This is a genomic window from Sphingobium chlorophenolicum (assembly GCF_000722875.1).
Lineage (GTDB): Bacteria > Pseudomonadota > Alphaproteobacteria > Sphingomonadales > Sphingomonadaceae > Sphingobium > Sphingobium chlorophenolicum.
Map to the genome: position 1 here is coordinate 1 of NZ_JFHR01000044.1, position 14,502 is coordinate 14,502.

15 protein-coding genes are annotated in these 14,502 nt (G+C 64.7%); 6 read left to right on the forward strand and 9 right to left on the reverse strand.

All coding sequences use genetic code 11. The features are described 5' to 3' along the window. Positions 1-136 precede the first annotated feature (136 nt). Entirely contained in the window at positions 137-1,039 is a 903-nt protein-coding gene (locus BV95_RS16435) for a diacylglycerol/lipid kinase family protein (RefSeq protein ID WP_037454368.1), read from the reverse strand. A 67-nt stretch (positions 1,040-1,106) separates the two neighbouring features. On the opposite strand from BV95_RS16435, the gene BV95_RS16440 reads away from it, so the two are divergent. Beyond that, on the forward strand, positions 1,107-2,021 hold the full coding sequence (locus BV95_RS16440; protein ID WP_037454372.1) for a metallophosphoesterase family protein: 915 nt from the start codon (positions 1,107-1,109) through the stop codon (positions 2,019-2,021). Positions 2,022-2,177: 156 nt separating this feature from the next. Here BV95_RS16440 and xth read toward each other — a convergent pair whose 3' ends face one another. From xth to BV95_RS16470, 6 genes are all read right to left on the reverse strand, one after another. Further along, complete coding sequence (gene xth, locus BV95_RS16445; protein ID WP_037454374.1) at positions 2,178-2,948, reverse strand: exodeoxyribonuclease III; 771 nt, start codon at positions 2,946-2,948, stop codon at positions 2,178-2,180. A 66-nt stretch (positions 2,949-3,014) separates the two neighbouring features. Then, entirely contained in the window at positions 3,015-3,341 is a 327-nt protein-coding gene (gene erpA / locus BV95_RS16450) for an iron-sulfur cluster insertion protein ErpA (RefSeq protein WP_013847469.1), read from the reverse strand. A gap of 79 nt (positions 3,342-3,420) precedes the next feature. Continuing rightward, complete coding sequence (locus BV95_RS16455) at positions 3,421-4,143, reverse strand: M23 family metallopeptidase (RefSeq protein WP_338057866.1); 723 nt, start codon at positions 4,141-4,143, stop codon at positions 3,421-3,423. Between the two features lie 109 nt (positions 4,144-4,252). Further along, positions 4,253-5,062 (reverse strand): ferritin-like domain-containing protein, encoded by an 810-nt coding sequence (locus tag BV95_RS16460; protein WP_037454382.1) that lies wholly within the window; start codon positions 5,060-5,062, stop codon positions 4,253-4,255. After that, positions 5,059-5,520, reverse strand: coding sequence for a thioredoxin-dependent thiol peroxidase (gene bcp, locus BV95_RS16465; RefSeq protein ID WP_037454384.1), 462 nt, complete (start codon positions 5,518-5,520; stop codon positions 5,059-5,061). The genes BV95_RS16460 and bcp overlap by 4 nt, the downstream gene beginning before the upstream one ends. A 2-nt stretch (positions 5,521-5,522) precedes the next feature. Further along, entirely contained in the window at positions 5,523-8,177 is a 2,655-nt protein-coding gene (locus tag BV95_RS16470; RefSeq protein ID WP_174544428.1) for a bifunctional [glutamine synthetase] adenylyltransferase/[glutamine synthetase]-adenylyl-L-tyrosine phosphorylase, read from the reverse strand. Between the two features lie 115 nt (positions 8,178-8,292). On the opposite strand from BV95_RS16470, the gene BV95_RS16475 reads away from it, so the two are divergent. Further along, positions 8,293-8,484 (forward strand): hypothetical protein, encoded by a 192-nt coding sequence (locus tag BV95_RS16475; RefSeq protein WP_037454390.1) that lies wholly within the window; start codon positions 8,293-8,295, stop codon positions 8,482-8,484. Between the two features lie 176 nt (positions 8,485-8,660). On the opposite strand, the gene ypfJ is transcribed toward BV95_RS16475, so the two are convergent. Further along, positions 8,661-9,533 (reverse strand): KPN_02809 family neutral zinc metallopeptidase, encoded by an 873-nt coding sequence (gene ypfJ, locus BV95_RS16480; protein ID WP_037454395.1) that lies wholly within the window; start codon positions 9,531-9,533, stop codon positions 8,661-8,663. A 138-nt stretch (positions 9,534-9,671) separates the two neighbouring features. Between ypfJ and BV95_RS16485 the strand changes: the two genes are divergently transcribed. From BV95_RS16485 to BV95_RS16500, 4 genes are all read left to right on the forward strand, one after another. Then, a complete protein-coding gene (locus tag BV95_RS16485) occupies positions 9,672-10,850 on the forward strand; it encodes a patatin-like phospholipase family protein (RefSeq protein WP_037454398.1) in 1,179 nt (392 codons plus the stop codon). Then, entirely contained in the window at positions 10,847-11,638 is a 792-nt protein-coding gene (locus BV95_RS16490; RefSeq protein WP_037454401.1) for a 3-hydroxybutyrate dehydrogenase, read from the forward strand. The genes BV95_RS16485 and BV95_RS16490 overlap by 4 nt, the downstream gene beginning before the upstream one ends. 136 nt (positions 11,639-11,774) lie before the next feature. Next, positions 11,775-12,329 carry a hypothetical protein gene (locus tag BV95_RS16495; protein ID WP_013847478.1) on the forward strand — a complete coding sequence of 185 codons (555 nt, stop codon included), beginning with the start codon at positions 11,775-11,777 and terminating at the stop codon, positions 12,327-12,329. A 107-nt stretch (positions 12,330-12,436) separates the two neighbouring features. Then, on the forward strand, positions 12,437-13,777 hold the full coding sequence (locus BV95_RS16500) for an amidohydrolase (protein ID WP_037454405.1): 1,341 nt from the start codon (positions 12,437-12,439) through the stop codon (positions 13,775-13,777). A gap of 23 nt (positions 13,778-13,800) precedes the next feature. Here the strand turns inward: BV95_RS16500 and phoB are convergent, their stop codons facing one another. Continuing rightward, positions 13,801-14,502: a phosphate regulon transcriptional regulator PhoB gene (phoB, locus tag BV95_RS16505; RefSeq protein WP_037454408.1), complete on the reverse strand. Its 702-nt coding sequence runs from the start codon at positions 14,500-14,502 to the stop codon at positions 13,801-13,803.

The following is a 14,502-nucleotide window of genomic DNA, read 5'->3' on the forward strand; positions in this document are numbered from 1 at the left end:
CCTCCACCCCCGCCTTCGGCGGCGGTCCCCCTCCCCACGCTTCGCGTAGGGAGGATTAAGAGCGTCCGCTAATGGCCATTTCCCGTCAATTCGAATTGCCCACCCCTGGCCCCTCCCGCCTGCGGGAGGAGAAGGATCAGGGCACAGCCACATCCACCGCTCCGGGCGCGATCCTGACCGTTGCAGGGGTCTTCGCCAGCACCTCCCCATCGATGGAGATGCGTTGCGGCGGCAGCGTTTCGATGCGGAAGGATTGGCCGCGAAATTCCTCCGTCTGCGCGTCGCGGTCGCGCAATCTGAAGAATTTGGCGTACCAGTCCCAGGCGAGCCGCGCATGGCTGCGTCCCACTACCGCCTGGATCACGATCTCCCCCGTATCCACGTCAGCCCGATCGGACAGTTCAACACCGCCATGATAGGGACCGTTCAGGATGCGCACCTCCGTCGACCATAGGCGCCGTTCCTGCGCTCCATCGTGCAGCACCAGCCGGAAGGCGCGGAACCCGATGGAACATTTGACCGCCCAGAGCAGATATCCCGCCCGCCCCAGATAGCGTTTCAGCCTGTGCGGCACCGTCTCCCCGATCCTGGGCGACAGTCCCAGCGACGCGGCATTCACGAAATAATCCCGGTCGATCATGCCAAGGTCGATCCGCCGTCTCCGGCCATTGGCAATGGCCGCGACCGCTCCCTCCAGATCGAGGGGGATGCCCAGGGTCCGCGCAAAGCTGTTCGCGGTGCCGAGCGGGAGGACGCCGAAGACGCAATCCTTGCCCACCAGTTCGTCCACCGTGCCCGACAGCGATCCGTCGCCGCCGCCGACAATCACCATCGGCGCGCCCTGCGCGATTGCCTGTCTGACCGTCTCCTGCAGGCGATCCGGCTCCCTTACCGCATGGGCGGCGGTCAAGCGAACCCCCGCTTGCTCCAGCAAGGCCCTGGCGTCCTTGAACAAAGCCTCCCCCCGGCGCGAGTGGACATTGACGATCAACGCCGCTTCGCGCGGCAGGTCGCCGGGATGTGGGGATTTCGTTTCCATGCCTCAACAACACGCAAATCGCCTTCGGGGTCCGAAACCAAGGACGGGCCGCGCACGTTCATGGGACATGGCCCGTATCGCCCATCTGTCCGACATGCATTTCGGCGCGCATGATCCCAAGATCGCCGCCGCCGCCGAAGCCTGGCTGCAACAGCGCCAGCCCGATCTGGTCGTCATCAGCGGCGATTTCACCCAGCGTGCCCGGCGCGACCAGTTCCGGCAGGCCAGCGCCTGGGTCAACCGGCTGCGCGCGGCGGGCATGAAATTGCTGGTCGTTCCGGGCAATCATGACGTGCCGCTCTACGACCTCGCCCGTCGCTTCGGGGCCCCGCTGCGCCGCTACAAGCGCAGTATCAGCAACGATCTCTGCCCCTTTTTCGAGAATGATGAGGTGGCGATATTGGGCCTCAACACGGCGCGATCGCTGACGATCAAGGGCGGGCGGCTCAATCATGACCAGATGCGCCTGCTGCGGGACCGGTTTGCGCGGGTGGCTCCGGGGAAGACGCGCATCCTCGTCACCCATCATCCGCTGTTCGCCATGCCCATCGGCAAGGGCGGCGAATTGAGCGAAGCGGTCGGACGGCATGAGGATGCGGTGCGGGCGGCGGCGTCGGCTGGCATCCATGTCGCGCTGGCTGGCCATTTCCACCGCACCTATGCGGAGGCGGCGGAGAAGATGGTGGCTCATGCGGGCGGGGCGCTGGTGATTCAGGCGGGGACGGCGACATCCACCCGGCTCCGCAATGCCGAACCGCAGAGCTTCAACTGGCTGCATGTCCACCGTCATGACGAGATCGAATTGCAGGTGGTGGTGTGGGACGGCGCCAGTTTCCAGCGCGGGCATCATGTCGCTTATTTCAAGCAGGGCGGCGGATGGATCGGGCAGGATATGGCTGATCCTGCGGCGTTACCGGGGATAGAGGTGGCGGAGGCGGTGAAGGGTGGGAAGCGGACTTATCCTATTCCTCCCCATCGATAGATGGGGAGGGGGACCGGCCGCAGGCTGGTGGAGGGGAATGGGGCACGACCTGGGTATTTCCCCTCCACCACCGCCTTCGGCGGCGGTCCCCCTCCCCACGCTGCGCGTAGGGAGGAATTGATGTCCGCTCTTGCCAAAAGCCGTCGTCCAAGGAGGTTACGACAATTCCACCCAGGTCGGGGCGTGGTCACTCGCCTTTTCCCGTCCCCGGAAATCTTTGTCGACCTGCGCATCGATCAGGCGGTCGGCGGCGCCCGGGCTAAGCAGCAGATGATCGATCCGGAACCCTGCATCGCGGGGCCAGGCGTTCATCTGATAGTCCCAATAGGTCCACACCCCGCCCGCCGGATGGCGCGAGGCGATGGCGTCGGTCCAGCCGTCGCCCAGCAGGCGGCGATAGGCGGCGCGGCTTTCCGGCTGCATCAGCGCGTCGTCCGCCATGGCCTTGACCGAATAGACGTCCTTGTCGCGTGGGATGACATTGTAATCGCCCGCAAGGATGGCGGGGACTTCCTCCGCCCAGATTTCCGTGGCGCGGTCGCGTAGGCGTTTCATCCAGCGCAGCTTATAGTCGAATTTCGGCCCCGGCTGCGGATTGCCGTTGGGCAGGTAGATGCTGGCGACGCGCAGGCCCTTCACATCGGCTTCGAGATAGCGGCTATGTTCGTCCTCCGGCTCACCCTCCAGTCCTCGGCGAACCTCCACCGGGGTTTCGCCGCGGGCGAGGATGGCGACGCCGTTGAACCCCTTCTGTCCATGCCAGATCGCGCCATAGCCGACATCCTCTATGTCCTTGACGGGGAAGGTTTCGTCGGAGGTCTTGATTTCCTGAAGGCAGGCGATGTCGGGGCGGGTCTCGTCCAGCCACTCCAGCAGGCGCGGCAGGCGCGCCTTGATCCCGTTGATGTTGAAGGTGGCGATGCGCATGGACGAAATCTCCTTGCGCGCATCCCTAAAGAGAAACAGCCCCCGTCGACAAGGGCAGGACCGATTTTAAACCGAAAAGCTGGTGCCGCAGCCGCAACCGGCGGTGGCGTTGGGGTTCGTGACCTTGAACGCCTTGCCGCCCAGATCGGAGACGAAATCCACCGCCGATCCGCGCACCAGGTCGATGCTGACGTCATCGACCACCAGCGTCACGCCGTCGCGCTCGACCGTGATATCGCCCGTTTCGACCCCATCGGCCAGGCCGAAGCGATATTGGAAGCCCGAACAGCCGCCGCCCTCCACCGCAAGGCGCAGGATGGCGGGCTTGCCCTGCTTGGCAGCGATGTCGGCGACGCGGGCTGCGGCGGACGAGGTCAGGTCGATATCGGTCATGGGCTTTAGATAGGATCAAGCAAAAGGCCCGGCAAGCTTTCGCATGCCGGGCCTTTGGAAAGGGGGATGAAAGCGGCGCTTATTCGGCGGCCTTTTCCTGGGCCTTGGTCGGGCCGCCCATGGCGATCGGCGGCTTGGTGTTCATCGCCACCAGATAATCGGGACCGGCGACGAAGGGGATCGGGTTGATCGCCTGCCCGTCGACGCGCACTTCATAGTGGAGGTGGCTGCCGGTCGAGCGGCCGGTCGAGCCCATCAGGCCGATCAACTGGCCGCGATGCACATAGCTGTTGGAGGCGACCAGCAGCTTCGACATATGGCCGTAGCGCGTTTCCATGCCACCGCCATGCGATATCTGGACGAGGTTGCCGTAACCGCTGGCCCAACCGGCGCGGCTGACGATGCCGTCGGCGGTGGCGTAGATCTTCGTGCCGAGGGGACCGGGGATGTCGATGCCCTTGTGCATCCGGGTGCCGCCGTTGAAGGGGTCGGAACGGACGCCGAAATTGGAGGTCAGGGAGAGTTTCTCGACCGGACGACCGGAGGGGATGTAATTGGCCGACTTGGTCTGGCCATCAAGCCGCTGGAGGCTGGAGAAAAGGTTGGAGAAACCGACATCGGCCGGGCCGAGCGCGCTGGTGTTGATTTCCGACGCATCGCCATAGGGATCGTCTTCGTCCGCCTTGGCCTGGGCCGGGACGGCTGCGCAGAGCGCTCCCGCCATACCCATCGATCCAGCAATTTTAAGCGCGGAACGGAACCATCGCGCAGCGCACGCATTTTCAGAATGAAGAACCAACATCGCCGACCCCGACTCTTGACCGGAGGCTTTGCGCCCCTCGGCTATCCCCACGTTAACCAAAATGCGGCTGATGCCGCCACCCGCTGTCCACAAGAGGACATGTCCGGCCCTATTGTGCAAGCGAAGCGTAAAATTCCCGCGTTAAACCGGCTTGTCGGCGCGCCGAGTCGTTGAACGGAGGCTTCAACGCCCCGCGAAAGTGCCGTTTCACAAGGATTTGGTAATGATTTGCCGGGTCCACGCCCAATCGCTTCGTCGCATGGCCGAACCAAGTCGTCCCGGCCGCGACATGGCGAATCTCGTCTGCCATGATGCGGCGCAACATGCGGGTGGACGCTTCATCCCCCGCCCCTTCGAACCGCTCTATGGTAGCGGGCGTGATGTCGAGCGCCCGCGCCTCCAACACCATCGGCACGATGGCGAGGCGGGCGAGCGCGTCATGCGCCGTTTCGTCCGCCGCCTGCCACAGGCCGTCATGCGCGGGGAGCGCGCCGTAATGGCTGCCCAATTGACGCAGCCGCCGGTCGAGCAACGCGAAATGCATGGCTTCATCGGCGCCCACGCGCATCCATTCATCGGTGAATTCCGGCGGAAATTCCCCGCCGAAACGCCCGATGAGGTCGAAGGCGAGGTCGATCGCGACGAATTCGATATGGGCAAGCGCGTGCAGCATCGCGATCCGCGCTCGTTCCGAACCGATCCTGCCGCGCTTCGGCATCCGGTTGGGTGGCAGGAGTTCGGGCTTTTCAGGGCGCGCAGGCCGGTCCGGCATGGCGGTGTCGAAGCGATGCGCGAGCCGTCCCAGCCGCCAGTTCCGCGCCGCCGCCCGCGCCGCCATCAGCTTGGCGACGGGATCGGGCGTCATCAGCACATGGGCGCAGGCCGCGCCCACGCTGTCGATGGAATCGGGCAAGCTCAAAGCGCTTTTACGGCTTCCAGCACCTCGACGGCGTGGCCCTTTACCTTCACCTTCGGCCAGACGCGCAGGATTTTGCCATCCGCCCCGGCCAGAAAGGTCGCCCGTTCGATGCCCATATATTTGCGGCCATAGAGCGATTTTTCGACCCAGGTGCCGAAGGCTTCGCACATGTCGCCCGGCTCGTCTGAAGCGAGCGTGACGGTCAGGTCATATTTCTCCGCGAATTTCTTGAGCTTGGCCGGTTTGTCCTTCGATATGCCGACCACCGGCACGCCCAATGCCGCGAAATCGGCGGCAAGCGCGGTGAAATCCTTCGCCTCGTTGGTGCAGCCGGGCGTATCCGCCTTGGGATAGAAATAGACGACCAGCGGATTGCCCCTGTAGCGCGCCAGGGTGAAATCGGCGCCGTCCGCGTCCTTCAGGCCCACTTCCGGCACCGCATCGCCCACGTCCAGCATCGTCATTCCTCCTTGAAGGGGGCGGCCAGCGCCGCCCATGCGTCACCGACCCTTTGCCGGGCCTGCGCGTAGCTTTCAAGCAGGGCGTCCCAGCTTTCGACGCCGCAGGCACGGGCGACCAAGGGCCGGGTGGCGTCGGGCGGCTCGGTGGATTTGGGCGAAACGAGGCGGGAAACGACGAGAAAGCGGGTGATGAGGTCGTGCGCGGCGATCAGCTCGCCCGGCAGATGGCCTGCCGCCACCAATTGCTCCAGCGCGGCGCGCAGGTCGGGATCGAACGCCATATTGTGACGGAACTGTGTGACGTGGATCAGAAATTCCAGATCGACCAGACCGCCCGACACCAGCTTCACGTCGAGATCGCCTGCGGGCGGCTTATGTTTGGCGATGTCGCTGCGCATCTTCACCGCATGGCGCGCCAGTTCGTCGAAATCGCGGGGACGCTCCAGCGTTTCGGTCAGGATCGCGTTGAGGGCGGCGCGCGCGGCATCCGATCCGAAGACGGGACGGGCGCGGGTGAGCGCGAGATGCTCCCAGGTCCAGGCCTCCTCCCGCTGATAGCGGGCGAAGCTGTCGAGGCTGACGACGAGCAGGCCCTGCGCGCCCGACGGGCGGAGGCGGGTATCGACCTCATACAGCGGCCCCGCCGCCGTCTGCACCGACAGGGCGTTGGTGATGCGCTGGCCCAGGCGGTTGAAATATTGGGTCGCCCCCAGTGGCTTCGCGCCGTCGGATTCGGTTTCGAAACTGCCGGTGAAGATATAGACCAGATCAAGGTCGGACGCATGGGTCAGCACTCCGCCGCCCAGCCTGCCCAGCGCCAATATCACCATCTCGCCGCCGGGCACTTTCCCATGAGTGCGCTCGAATTCCGCGACGGTGGCGGTTGTGAGCGCCTCTATGGCGGCCTCCGCCACGCGGGAATAACCCCTGCCCGCCTCCAGCGGATCGCCGCCCCGGATGATCTGCGCGCCCAGTGCGAAGCGGCGGTCGTTCACCCGCTGGCGCACCCGGTCGAGCAGGGCCTGATAATCCTCGCCTGCCTCCAGCCGGGCAAATTGTTCCGCCAATATCGCGACGGAGGGCGGCGGATCGAAGGCGGATGTGTCGATCAGGCCGTCCAGCAATTCCGCCCTCCGCCCGAGCGCATCAGCCAGGGTCGGCGCATGGCTGAGCAATTCCGCCAGCAGTTCCACAAGGCCGGGGCGCGCCGCCAACAGCTTGAAGAAATTGATCGCGCTTGGCAGCCGCCCGATCAGATCGTCCAGCCGGTTGAGCGCCCGCGCCGGATCGGGCGCGGCGGCCAGCGTGCGCATCAGGCCGGGAAGCAATTCCTCCAGCGCTTCCCGCGAGGGACCGCTGCGCAGCGCCCGGACCGTGCCCGAACGCCAGCGGGCGATGCGCGCCAGCGGCGTTTCCGGATCGGCGAAGCCCAGTTCGGAAAGCTGCGCCTTCAGCCTGTCCTCGTCATGGGACAGGGATTCCTGGTCCGCCGCCGGGGTCAGCCGGTCGTAATTGCCGCCGACCCACTGCACTTGCGGACGCAGCAGGTCGAGCAGCGCTTCGCCGTCCTCCAGCCCGTGCAGCATGGCGACATTGTCCATCGCCTCCGCCGATTTGGGTAGTTCATGGGTCTGGCGGTCCTCCACCATTTGCAGGCGATGCTCGACCGTGCGGAAGAGGACATAGGCCTCGTCCAGCCTTGCCGTGACCTCCGCTTCGAACACGCCCGCCGCCGCAAGCGCCTGCAATGCTTCCCGCGTATTGCCGGATCGCAGCGAAGGGTCGCGCCCGCCATGGATGAGTTGATGCACCTGCGCGAAAAATTCGACTTCGCGGATGCCGCCGCGCCCGCGCTTCAGGTCATAGCCCGGCCCGAAGGCCTGCCCCTGCGAATAATGGTCGCGGATGCGGCGCGAAATGTCGGTGATGGCGTCGATCGCCCCGAAATCCAGGCTCCGCCGCCAGACGAAAGGCCGGATCGCCCGCATGAAATAATCGCCGAGCGCGATGTCGCCCGCCGCCGGTCGCGCCCGGATGAAGGCCGCCTGTTCCCAACCGAGCGCCGTCGATTCATAATAGCCGATAGCCGCCTCCACCGGCAGGGCGATGGGCGTCGCCTCCGGGGAAGGCCGCAGGCGGAGGTCGACGCGGAACACATAGCCGTCGCCGTCGCGCGCGTTCAGCAATTCGCTGACCCGCCGCCCGATCCTGACCGCCGCATCGGCCGGGTCTTCCCGCTCGCCATGGGGCAGGGTCTTGGGATCGTAGAGCAGGATCGGGTCGATATCGGAGGAATAATTCAGTTCCCGGCTACCATGTTTGCCGAGCGCGAGGATAACGAAACCGCGGTTTTCCGCGTCAGGATAGCGTTCCGCCATGGCGGCGGCCAGCGCCTCCTCCAGCGCCTGGTCGGCAAAGCCGGACAGGGTGCGCGTGACCCGGTCCAGCCCCCAGGCGCCGGCAAGGTCCGCCGCCGCCGTCACCAGCGCCATCGCGCCGCGCCGGCGCCTCAGGGAGCGGGCTATGCCGTCGTGAAGCCCGGCGACCTGCTGCGCGGCGGCCCAAGCGGCTTCGAAATCCCCCATTTCCAACAGGCTGGCGACGTCGGGGAAACGATCCATCTGCCGTGCCAGAAAAGGCGAATGCGCCCGCATCCTTGCCGCAGCCGCCAAACCGTCCGTCACCTATACTCTCCCATAATGGAGCCGATATCGCGTGCGTTTGCGATGAATGCCAGAAACTTTTCCGCCGCTTGGAAGTTAATCGGACATGGAAATGCAACGCAAACCCTTCAGCCGGTCGGCCCGGATACAGGATGGCGCCATCCGCCGCGTCCTGGATATCGGCATGCCGCAGCCCCATGAGGGCATCGGCAATGCGCTGCGCTCCACCTTCCGCGCCGGGCGGGAAACGGTGCCGGAGGATATGCTGGATTTGCTGGCGAAGCTGGATCGGCATTAGGTTTTTGAGGTAATTTGATCTTCCCTGCGCGCAGCGTGGGGAGGGTCGAAGAGAGGCACGTGACTCTCTTCGACGCTCGCGAAGCGAGTGGTGGAGGGGAAATTCGGAGGTCGTGCCCCCTCCCCTCCACCACGCTTCGCGCGGTCCCCCTCCCCATCTCCGGATGGGGAGGATTTTTATGCTCCCTTGAACGTATCGCATCGCGCGGGATCGCCGCTGTCCAGCCCCTTGCGCAGCCAATTCATGCGCTGCTCGCTGCTGCCGTGGGTGAAACTTTCCGGCACGGGCCGCCGTCCGGCCGCCTTTTGCAGCGTGTCGTCGCCGATCGCCTGCGCAGCCTTCATGCCTTCCTCCAGATCGCCCGGCTCCATCAGGCCGGTACGCTTCGCCCAGACGCCTGCATAGCAATCCGCCTGCAATTCCACCCGCACTTGCAGCGCGTTGCCCTCTTCCTCGCTGACGGCGCGTTGTTGCTTGTTCACTTGGCCCAAAGTGCCTTCCAGATCCTGCACATGATGGCCGACCTCATGCGCGATCACATAGGCTTGGGCGAAGTCGCCCGGCGCGCCGAAGCGCTGTTGCAATTCGGTGAAGAAATCCGTGTCGAGATAGACTTTCCCGTCATTGGGGCAATAGAAAGGCCCCATCGCGCTCTGCGCCGCGCCGCAGCCCGACGATCCGCTCTGCGAATAGAAGGAAAGGACCGTCGGTCGATATTGCTGGCCAGCCTCCTGAAAGGCCTGTTCCCAGACCCGCTCGGTCGACCCCAGCACCTTGAGCGACCAATGCTGGATGTCGGTCAGCTTCGCCGCATCGCGACTCACCTTTCCGCTTTGGGGCATCTGGCCGGCGCCGCTCATCAGGCTCAGCGGATTGACCCCCATCACCGCCAAGACGATCAGCACCACCACGATCCCGCCGCAGCCGAAACAGCTGCCGATCAGCGGCAGCAACAGGCCCAATCCACCACCGAGTCCGCCGCCCAGACCGCCGCCCCGGCCGTCCTGAACCTCGAAATTCGTGCTTTCCCGTTCGTCGTCGAGCCGCATGTCATGCCTCTCCTTCCATCCTTTGCCTAATCCATTCCTTGGGTTGTGGGAACGGTGACCGCTGAACGTTCCTATGAACCAATTGTAACGCCACATTCAGTTGGAATGCGTCAGGAGAACTCTATATTGCGCTGCGACATGGCCGATACCGAAACCCATCCGCGCCACCGCGCCAATATGCCGCTGCCCCTCCCCCGTGAAGTCGCGCTGTTGCTGCAGGGCGGCGGCGCGCTCGGTTCCTTCCAGGCGGGCGTCTATCAGCGGCTCGATGAACTGGGGATCGACATAAGCTGGGTCGCGGGGATTTCGATCGGCGCGGTCAACGCCGCCATCATCGCGGGCAATCCGCCGCACAAGCGCCTGGCCCGGCTGAAGAAATTCTGGCTGACCGTATCCGGGGGCATGCCCAATATCGTGCTGCCGGAAATCGACCATATCCGCGAGGCGGCTCATTTGATGGCGGCAGGCACGGTCGCGACCTTCGGCGTGCCGGGCATGTTCCGTCCGCGCCTCTGGCCCGCGCCGCTGATGCCGGAAGGGACGCCAGGCGCGATCAGCTTCTACGACAGTGCGCCGCTGAAGGAGACGCTGGACGCCTGCGTCGACTGGGATCTGCTGAACGATGGGCCGGTGCGGCTGTCGGTGGGCGCGGTGGACGTGGAAAGCGGCAATTTCGCCTATTGGGACACGCGCGGCCCCGGCGGCAACACGCGGATCGATGCGCGGCACATCATGGCGTCGGGCGCCCTGCCCCCCGGCCTGCCGCCCATCGAGATCGACGGGCGCTGGTATTGGGACGGCGGCATCGTGTCCAACACGCCGCTCGCCCATGTGCTGGACCATCAGAGCGACGACATGCTGGTGTTCCAGGTCGACCTGTTCCCCGCCGAGGGGCCGATGCCCCGGCAGATGACCGACGTCTATTCCCGGACCAAGGACATTCAATATTCCAGCCGTACCCGACAGGTGACGGACCAGTATCTGCGGCTGCGCAAGGAGCATAAGGCGATCCGCGCCCTGCTCGACAAGCTGCCGCCGGAATTGCGGGACGATGCCGATGCGCAACGGCTGCGGCAGTTCCTCGACACCGGATCGGTCAATATCGTCCACCTGATCTACCGCAGCCGCGCCTGGGAAAGCGGGGCGCGGGACTTCGAATTTTCCCGCTCGACCATGCTGGACCACTGGTCGCAGGGCCGGGATGCGGTGGAGGAAGTGATGCACAAGGGCGACCTGATCGCCCGCAACATCGTCAACGGGAAAAGCTCCACCTTCGACCTCGACGCCCCCGACCATCTCAAGGAGAAGCAGGCATGAGCAAGTCCCTGTCCGGCAAGACCGCCCTTATCACCGGATCGACGTCCGGCATCGGACTGGCCTATGCCAAGGCGCTGGCCGGGGAAGGCGCCAATGTGGTGATCAACGGCTTCGGCGACGCGGACGCCATCGAGAAGGAAAGGGTCGGGCTGGAGGCGCTGAGCGGGGGGAAGGCGCTCTATAGCGGCCATGATCTGACGAAGACCGACCAGATCGAGGCGATGATGCAGGAAGCCGCCGACGCATTCGGCGGCGTCGACATCCTCATCAATAATGCCGGGATGCAGCATGTCGCACCGGTCGAGGAGTTTCCGGTCGACAAATGGAACCTGATCATCGCGCTGAACCTCAACAGCGCCTTCCACACATCCCGCCTCGCCATTCCTTATATGAAGCAGAAGAAATGGGGGCGGATCATCCAGACGGCTTCAGCGCATTCGCTGACTGCGTCGCCCTTCAAGAGCGCCTATGTGACGGCGAAGCATGGGCTGGCGGGCCTGACCAAGACGCTGGCGCTGGAACTGGCGACCTTCGGGGTGACGGCCAACTGCATCTCGCCCGGCTATGTGTGGACGCCGCTGGTGGAAAACCAGATTCCCGACACGATGAAGGCGCGGAACATGACGCGGGAGCAGGTGATGAACGACGTGCTGCTGGCGGGACAGCCAACCAAGCAGTTCGTGACGGTCGAACAGGTGGCGTCGATGGCCCTCTATCTGTGCAGCGACGCCGCCGCCAATATCACCGGCGCGAACATGAGCATCGATGGCGGTTGGACGGCGCAATAGCCCATCCATCCTTAACATGGATTGTGTCCTATAGGGAACAGTCGGAAGGATTTGTTTTCATTGAGGAAACCTGACGCAATCCGCGCAGGTTATCCCCTCGACCAGCCAATCATCAAACTGGAAAAAGGGACTCCTCATGAAGAAATATCTTGTCGCGGCCGCACTTGTTGCGGCCCTGCCTTCCGTCGCATCGGCGCAGGATGAAACGGCCCCCGACGGCACCAGCGCCTTCGGGGTCGAGCCCTATGTTGGCGTTCTGGGCGGCTATCATACGTTCGACCGGCGCACCGAATTCGGCAGCGTGCCGGGCGAAACCATCATGAACGGCGCCATCATCAGCGGCGTAGCGGGGGTCAACGTGCCGCTCGGCCCCGTCTTCGTCGGCGTCGAAGGCAATGCGACCAAGGGTTTCAGCGACATCGACTGGGAATATGGCGTCAAGGGCCGCTTCGGCGCGCGCGCCGGGGAAAGCGGCATGCTCTTCGCCTCCGCCGGTTATCAGTGGGTCAACGGCAAGGGCGCCTGGCCCGACCGCAAGGACTGGATGTACGGCCTGGGCGTCGAGGTGGGGCCGAAGGATATCGGCCTGGGCGGCATCACCGGCAACAGCGGCATCCGATTGCGTTTCCAGACCGAAACCTATGATTTCGACAGCTTCCGGCCGACGGCTGGCGTGATCTTCCACTTCTGATCGCCGCTCCCATGGCATCGGCAGGCGCCCGTCAGCAATGGCGGGCGTTTTGCTTTTGCCCAACCCTCCGCTTATGGTTCCTGCGTCCATCAGGGAGATCCATCGCAATGCGTCATGCGTTGACGGCCGTCATGGCCGCCGCCAGCTTCACGTCCATCGCCCATGCGCAGACCGGTGCGGGTGCCGCCCCGCCCAATGCAATCGCCGCGACCATTGCGCAGGACATGGATGGGCTGATGACGCTTTACCGCGACCTGCATGCCAACCCCGAACTGTCGGAGCAGGAAGCGTCCACCGCCGCGAAACTCGCCCGCCGCCTGAAGGCGATGAAGTTCGACGTTACTGAAAAGGTGGGCGGCACCGGCGTCGTCGCGGTGCTGAAGAACGGGTCGGGGCCAGTGCTGCTGATCCGCGCCGATATGGACGGCCTGCCCGTTACCGAGCAGACGGGGCTGGAATTCGCGTCCAGGGTCAAGGCGAAGACCGCTGACGGGACGGAGACCGGGGTGATGCACGCCTGCGGCCATGACACGCATATGACTGCCTTCATCGAAACTGCGCGACTACTTTCATCGATGAAGGACAGGTGGAAGGGCACGCTGGTCATGATCCTCCAGCCCGCCGAAGAGGTGGGACGCGGCGCCCGGCTGATGCTGGAGGATGGACTTTATACCCGCTTCCCGCGCCCGACCCACGCCATCGCCTTCCACGACGCGGCCAATCTGGAGGCGGGAAAGATCGGCTATACGCCCGGCTTCGCACTGGCCAATGTGGACAGCGTAGATGTGCTGGTGCGGGGCACGGGCGGCCATGGCGCCTATCCGCAGACGACACGCGATCCGATCGTGCTGGGGGCGCGGATCGTGACGTCGCTACAGACGCTGGTGAGCCGGGAACAGGATCCGTTCGACCCCGCCGTGGTGACGGTCGGCAGCTTCGTTAGCGGCGCGAAACATAATGTGATTCCGGACGACGCGAAGCTGCTGCTGACCGTGCGCAGCTATTCGGACGAGACGCGGGAAAGGCTGATCCGGGGCATAGAGCGCATCGCCAGGGGCGAAGCGAGCGCGGCGGGCGTTGCCAACGAGCGGATGCCGGTGGTCACTGTGAAGGATGAATTCACCCCCTCCACCTACAATCCGCCCGCCTTCGCCAATCGGATGGCGGATGTGCTGAAGGCGCATTTCCCTGCGGGCACGGTCAGCGAGACCAAGCCGTCCATGGCGGGCGAAGATTTCGGCCGCTATTATCGTGCGGACAAGAGCATTGAGAGCTTCATCTTTTGGGTCGGCGGCGTGCCGGCCGAACATATGGCGAAGGCGGCGGCTGGCGAGATAAGCCTGCCTTCGCTGCACAGCCCCTTCTGGGCGCCGCAGGCCGACAAGGTCATCGCCACGGCCAGCGAAGCCATGACGGTGCTGGCGACGAACATATTGAAGCGGGATTGAGGGCGAAGGAATCTAGAAGGTGGTCACGCCACTCCATCCGTATCCAGCGCATAGCCCGCTGAGCGCACCGTGCGGATGATGTCGTGATAACGCCCGTCCCCGTTGATCGCCTTGCGCAGGCGGCGGATATGCACGTCCACCGTGCGCAGTTCGATGTCGCTGTCCTGCCCCCACACGCTGTCCAGCAGCCGTTCGCGGGAGAAGACCCAGCCCGGATGCTCCAGGAAATGCTTGAGCAGGCGGAACTCGGTCGGCCCCAGCGGGATCACCTGTCCGCCGCGACGGACCTTGTGCCCCACCGTGTCCATCTCCACGTCCGAGAAGGTCAGCGTTTCCCCCGCCAGCGCCGGACGCACCCGCCGCAGCACCGCCCCGACCCGCGCCACCAGTTCACGGGGGGAAAAGGGCTTCGTCACATAATCGTCGGCGCCTGTTTCCAGCCCGCGCACGCGATCCTCTTCCTCGCCCCTTGCGGTCAGCATGATGATCGGCACGTTCGCCGTGCCGTTCATGCGGCGCAGGCGGCGGCAGACCTCGATGCCCGACAGGCTTTCCACCATCCAGTCGAGCAGCACGATGTCGGGCACATTTTCCTGCGCCAGCAACAGCGCTTCCTCGCCGTCCACCGTATGGGCGACGTCGAAATCCTCGCGCTTGAAGTGCCAGATGAGCAGTTCGGCCAGCGCCGCGTCATCCTCCACCAGCAGCATCCTGGCCCGCGCCAT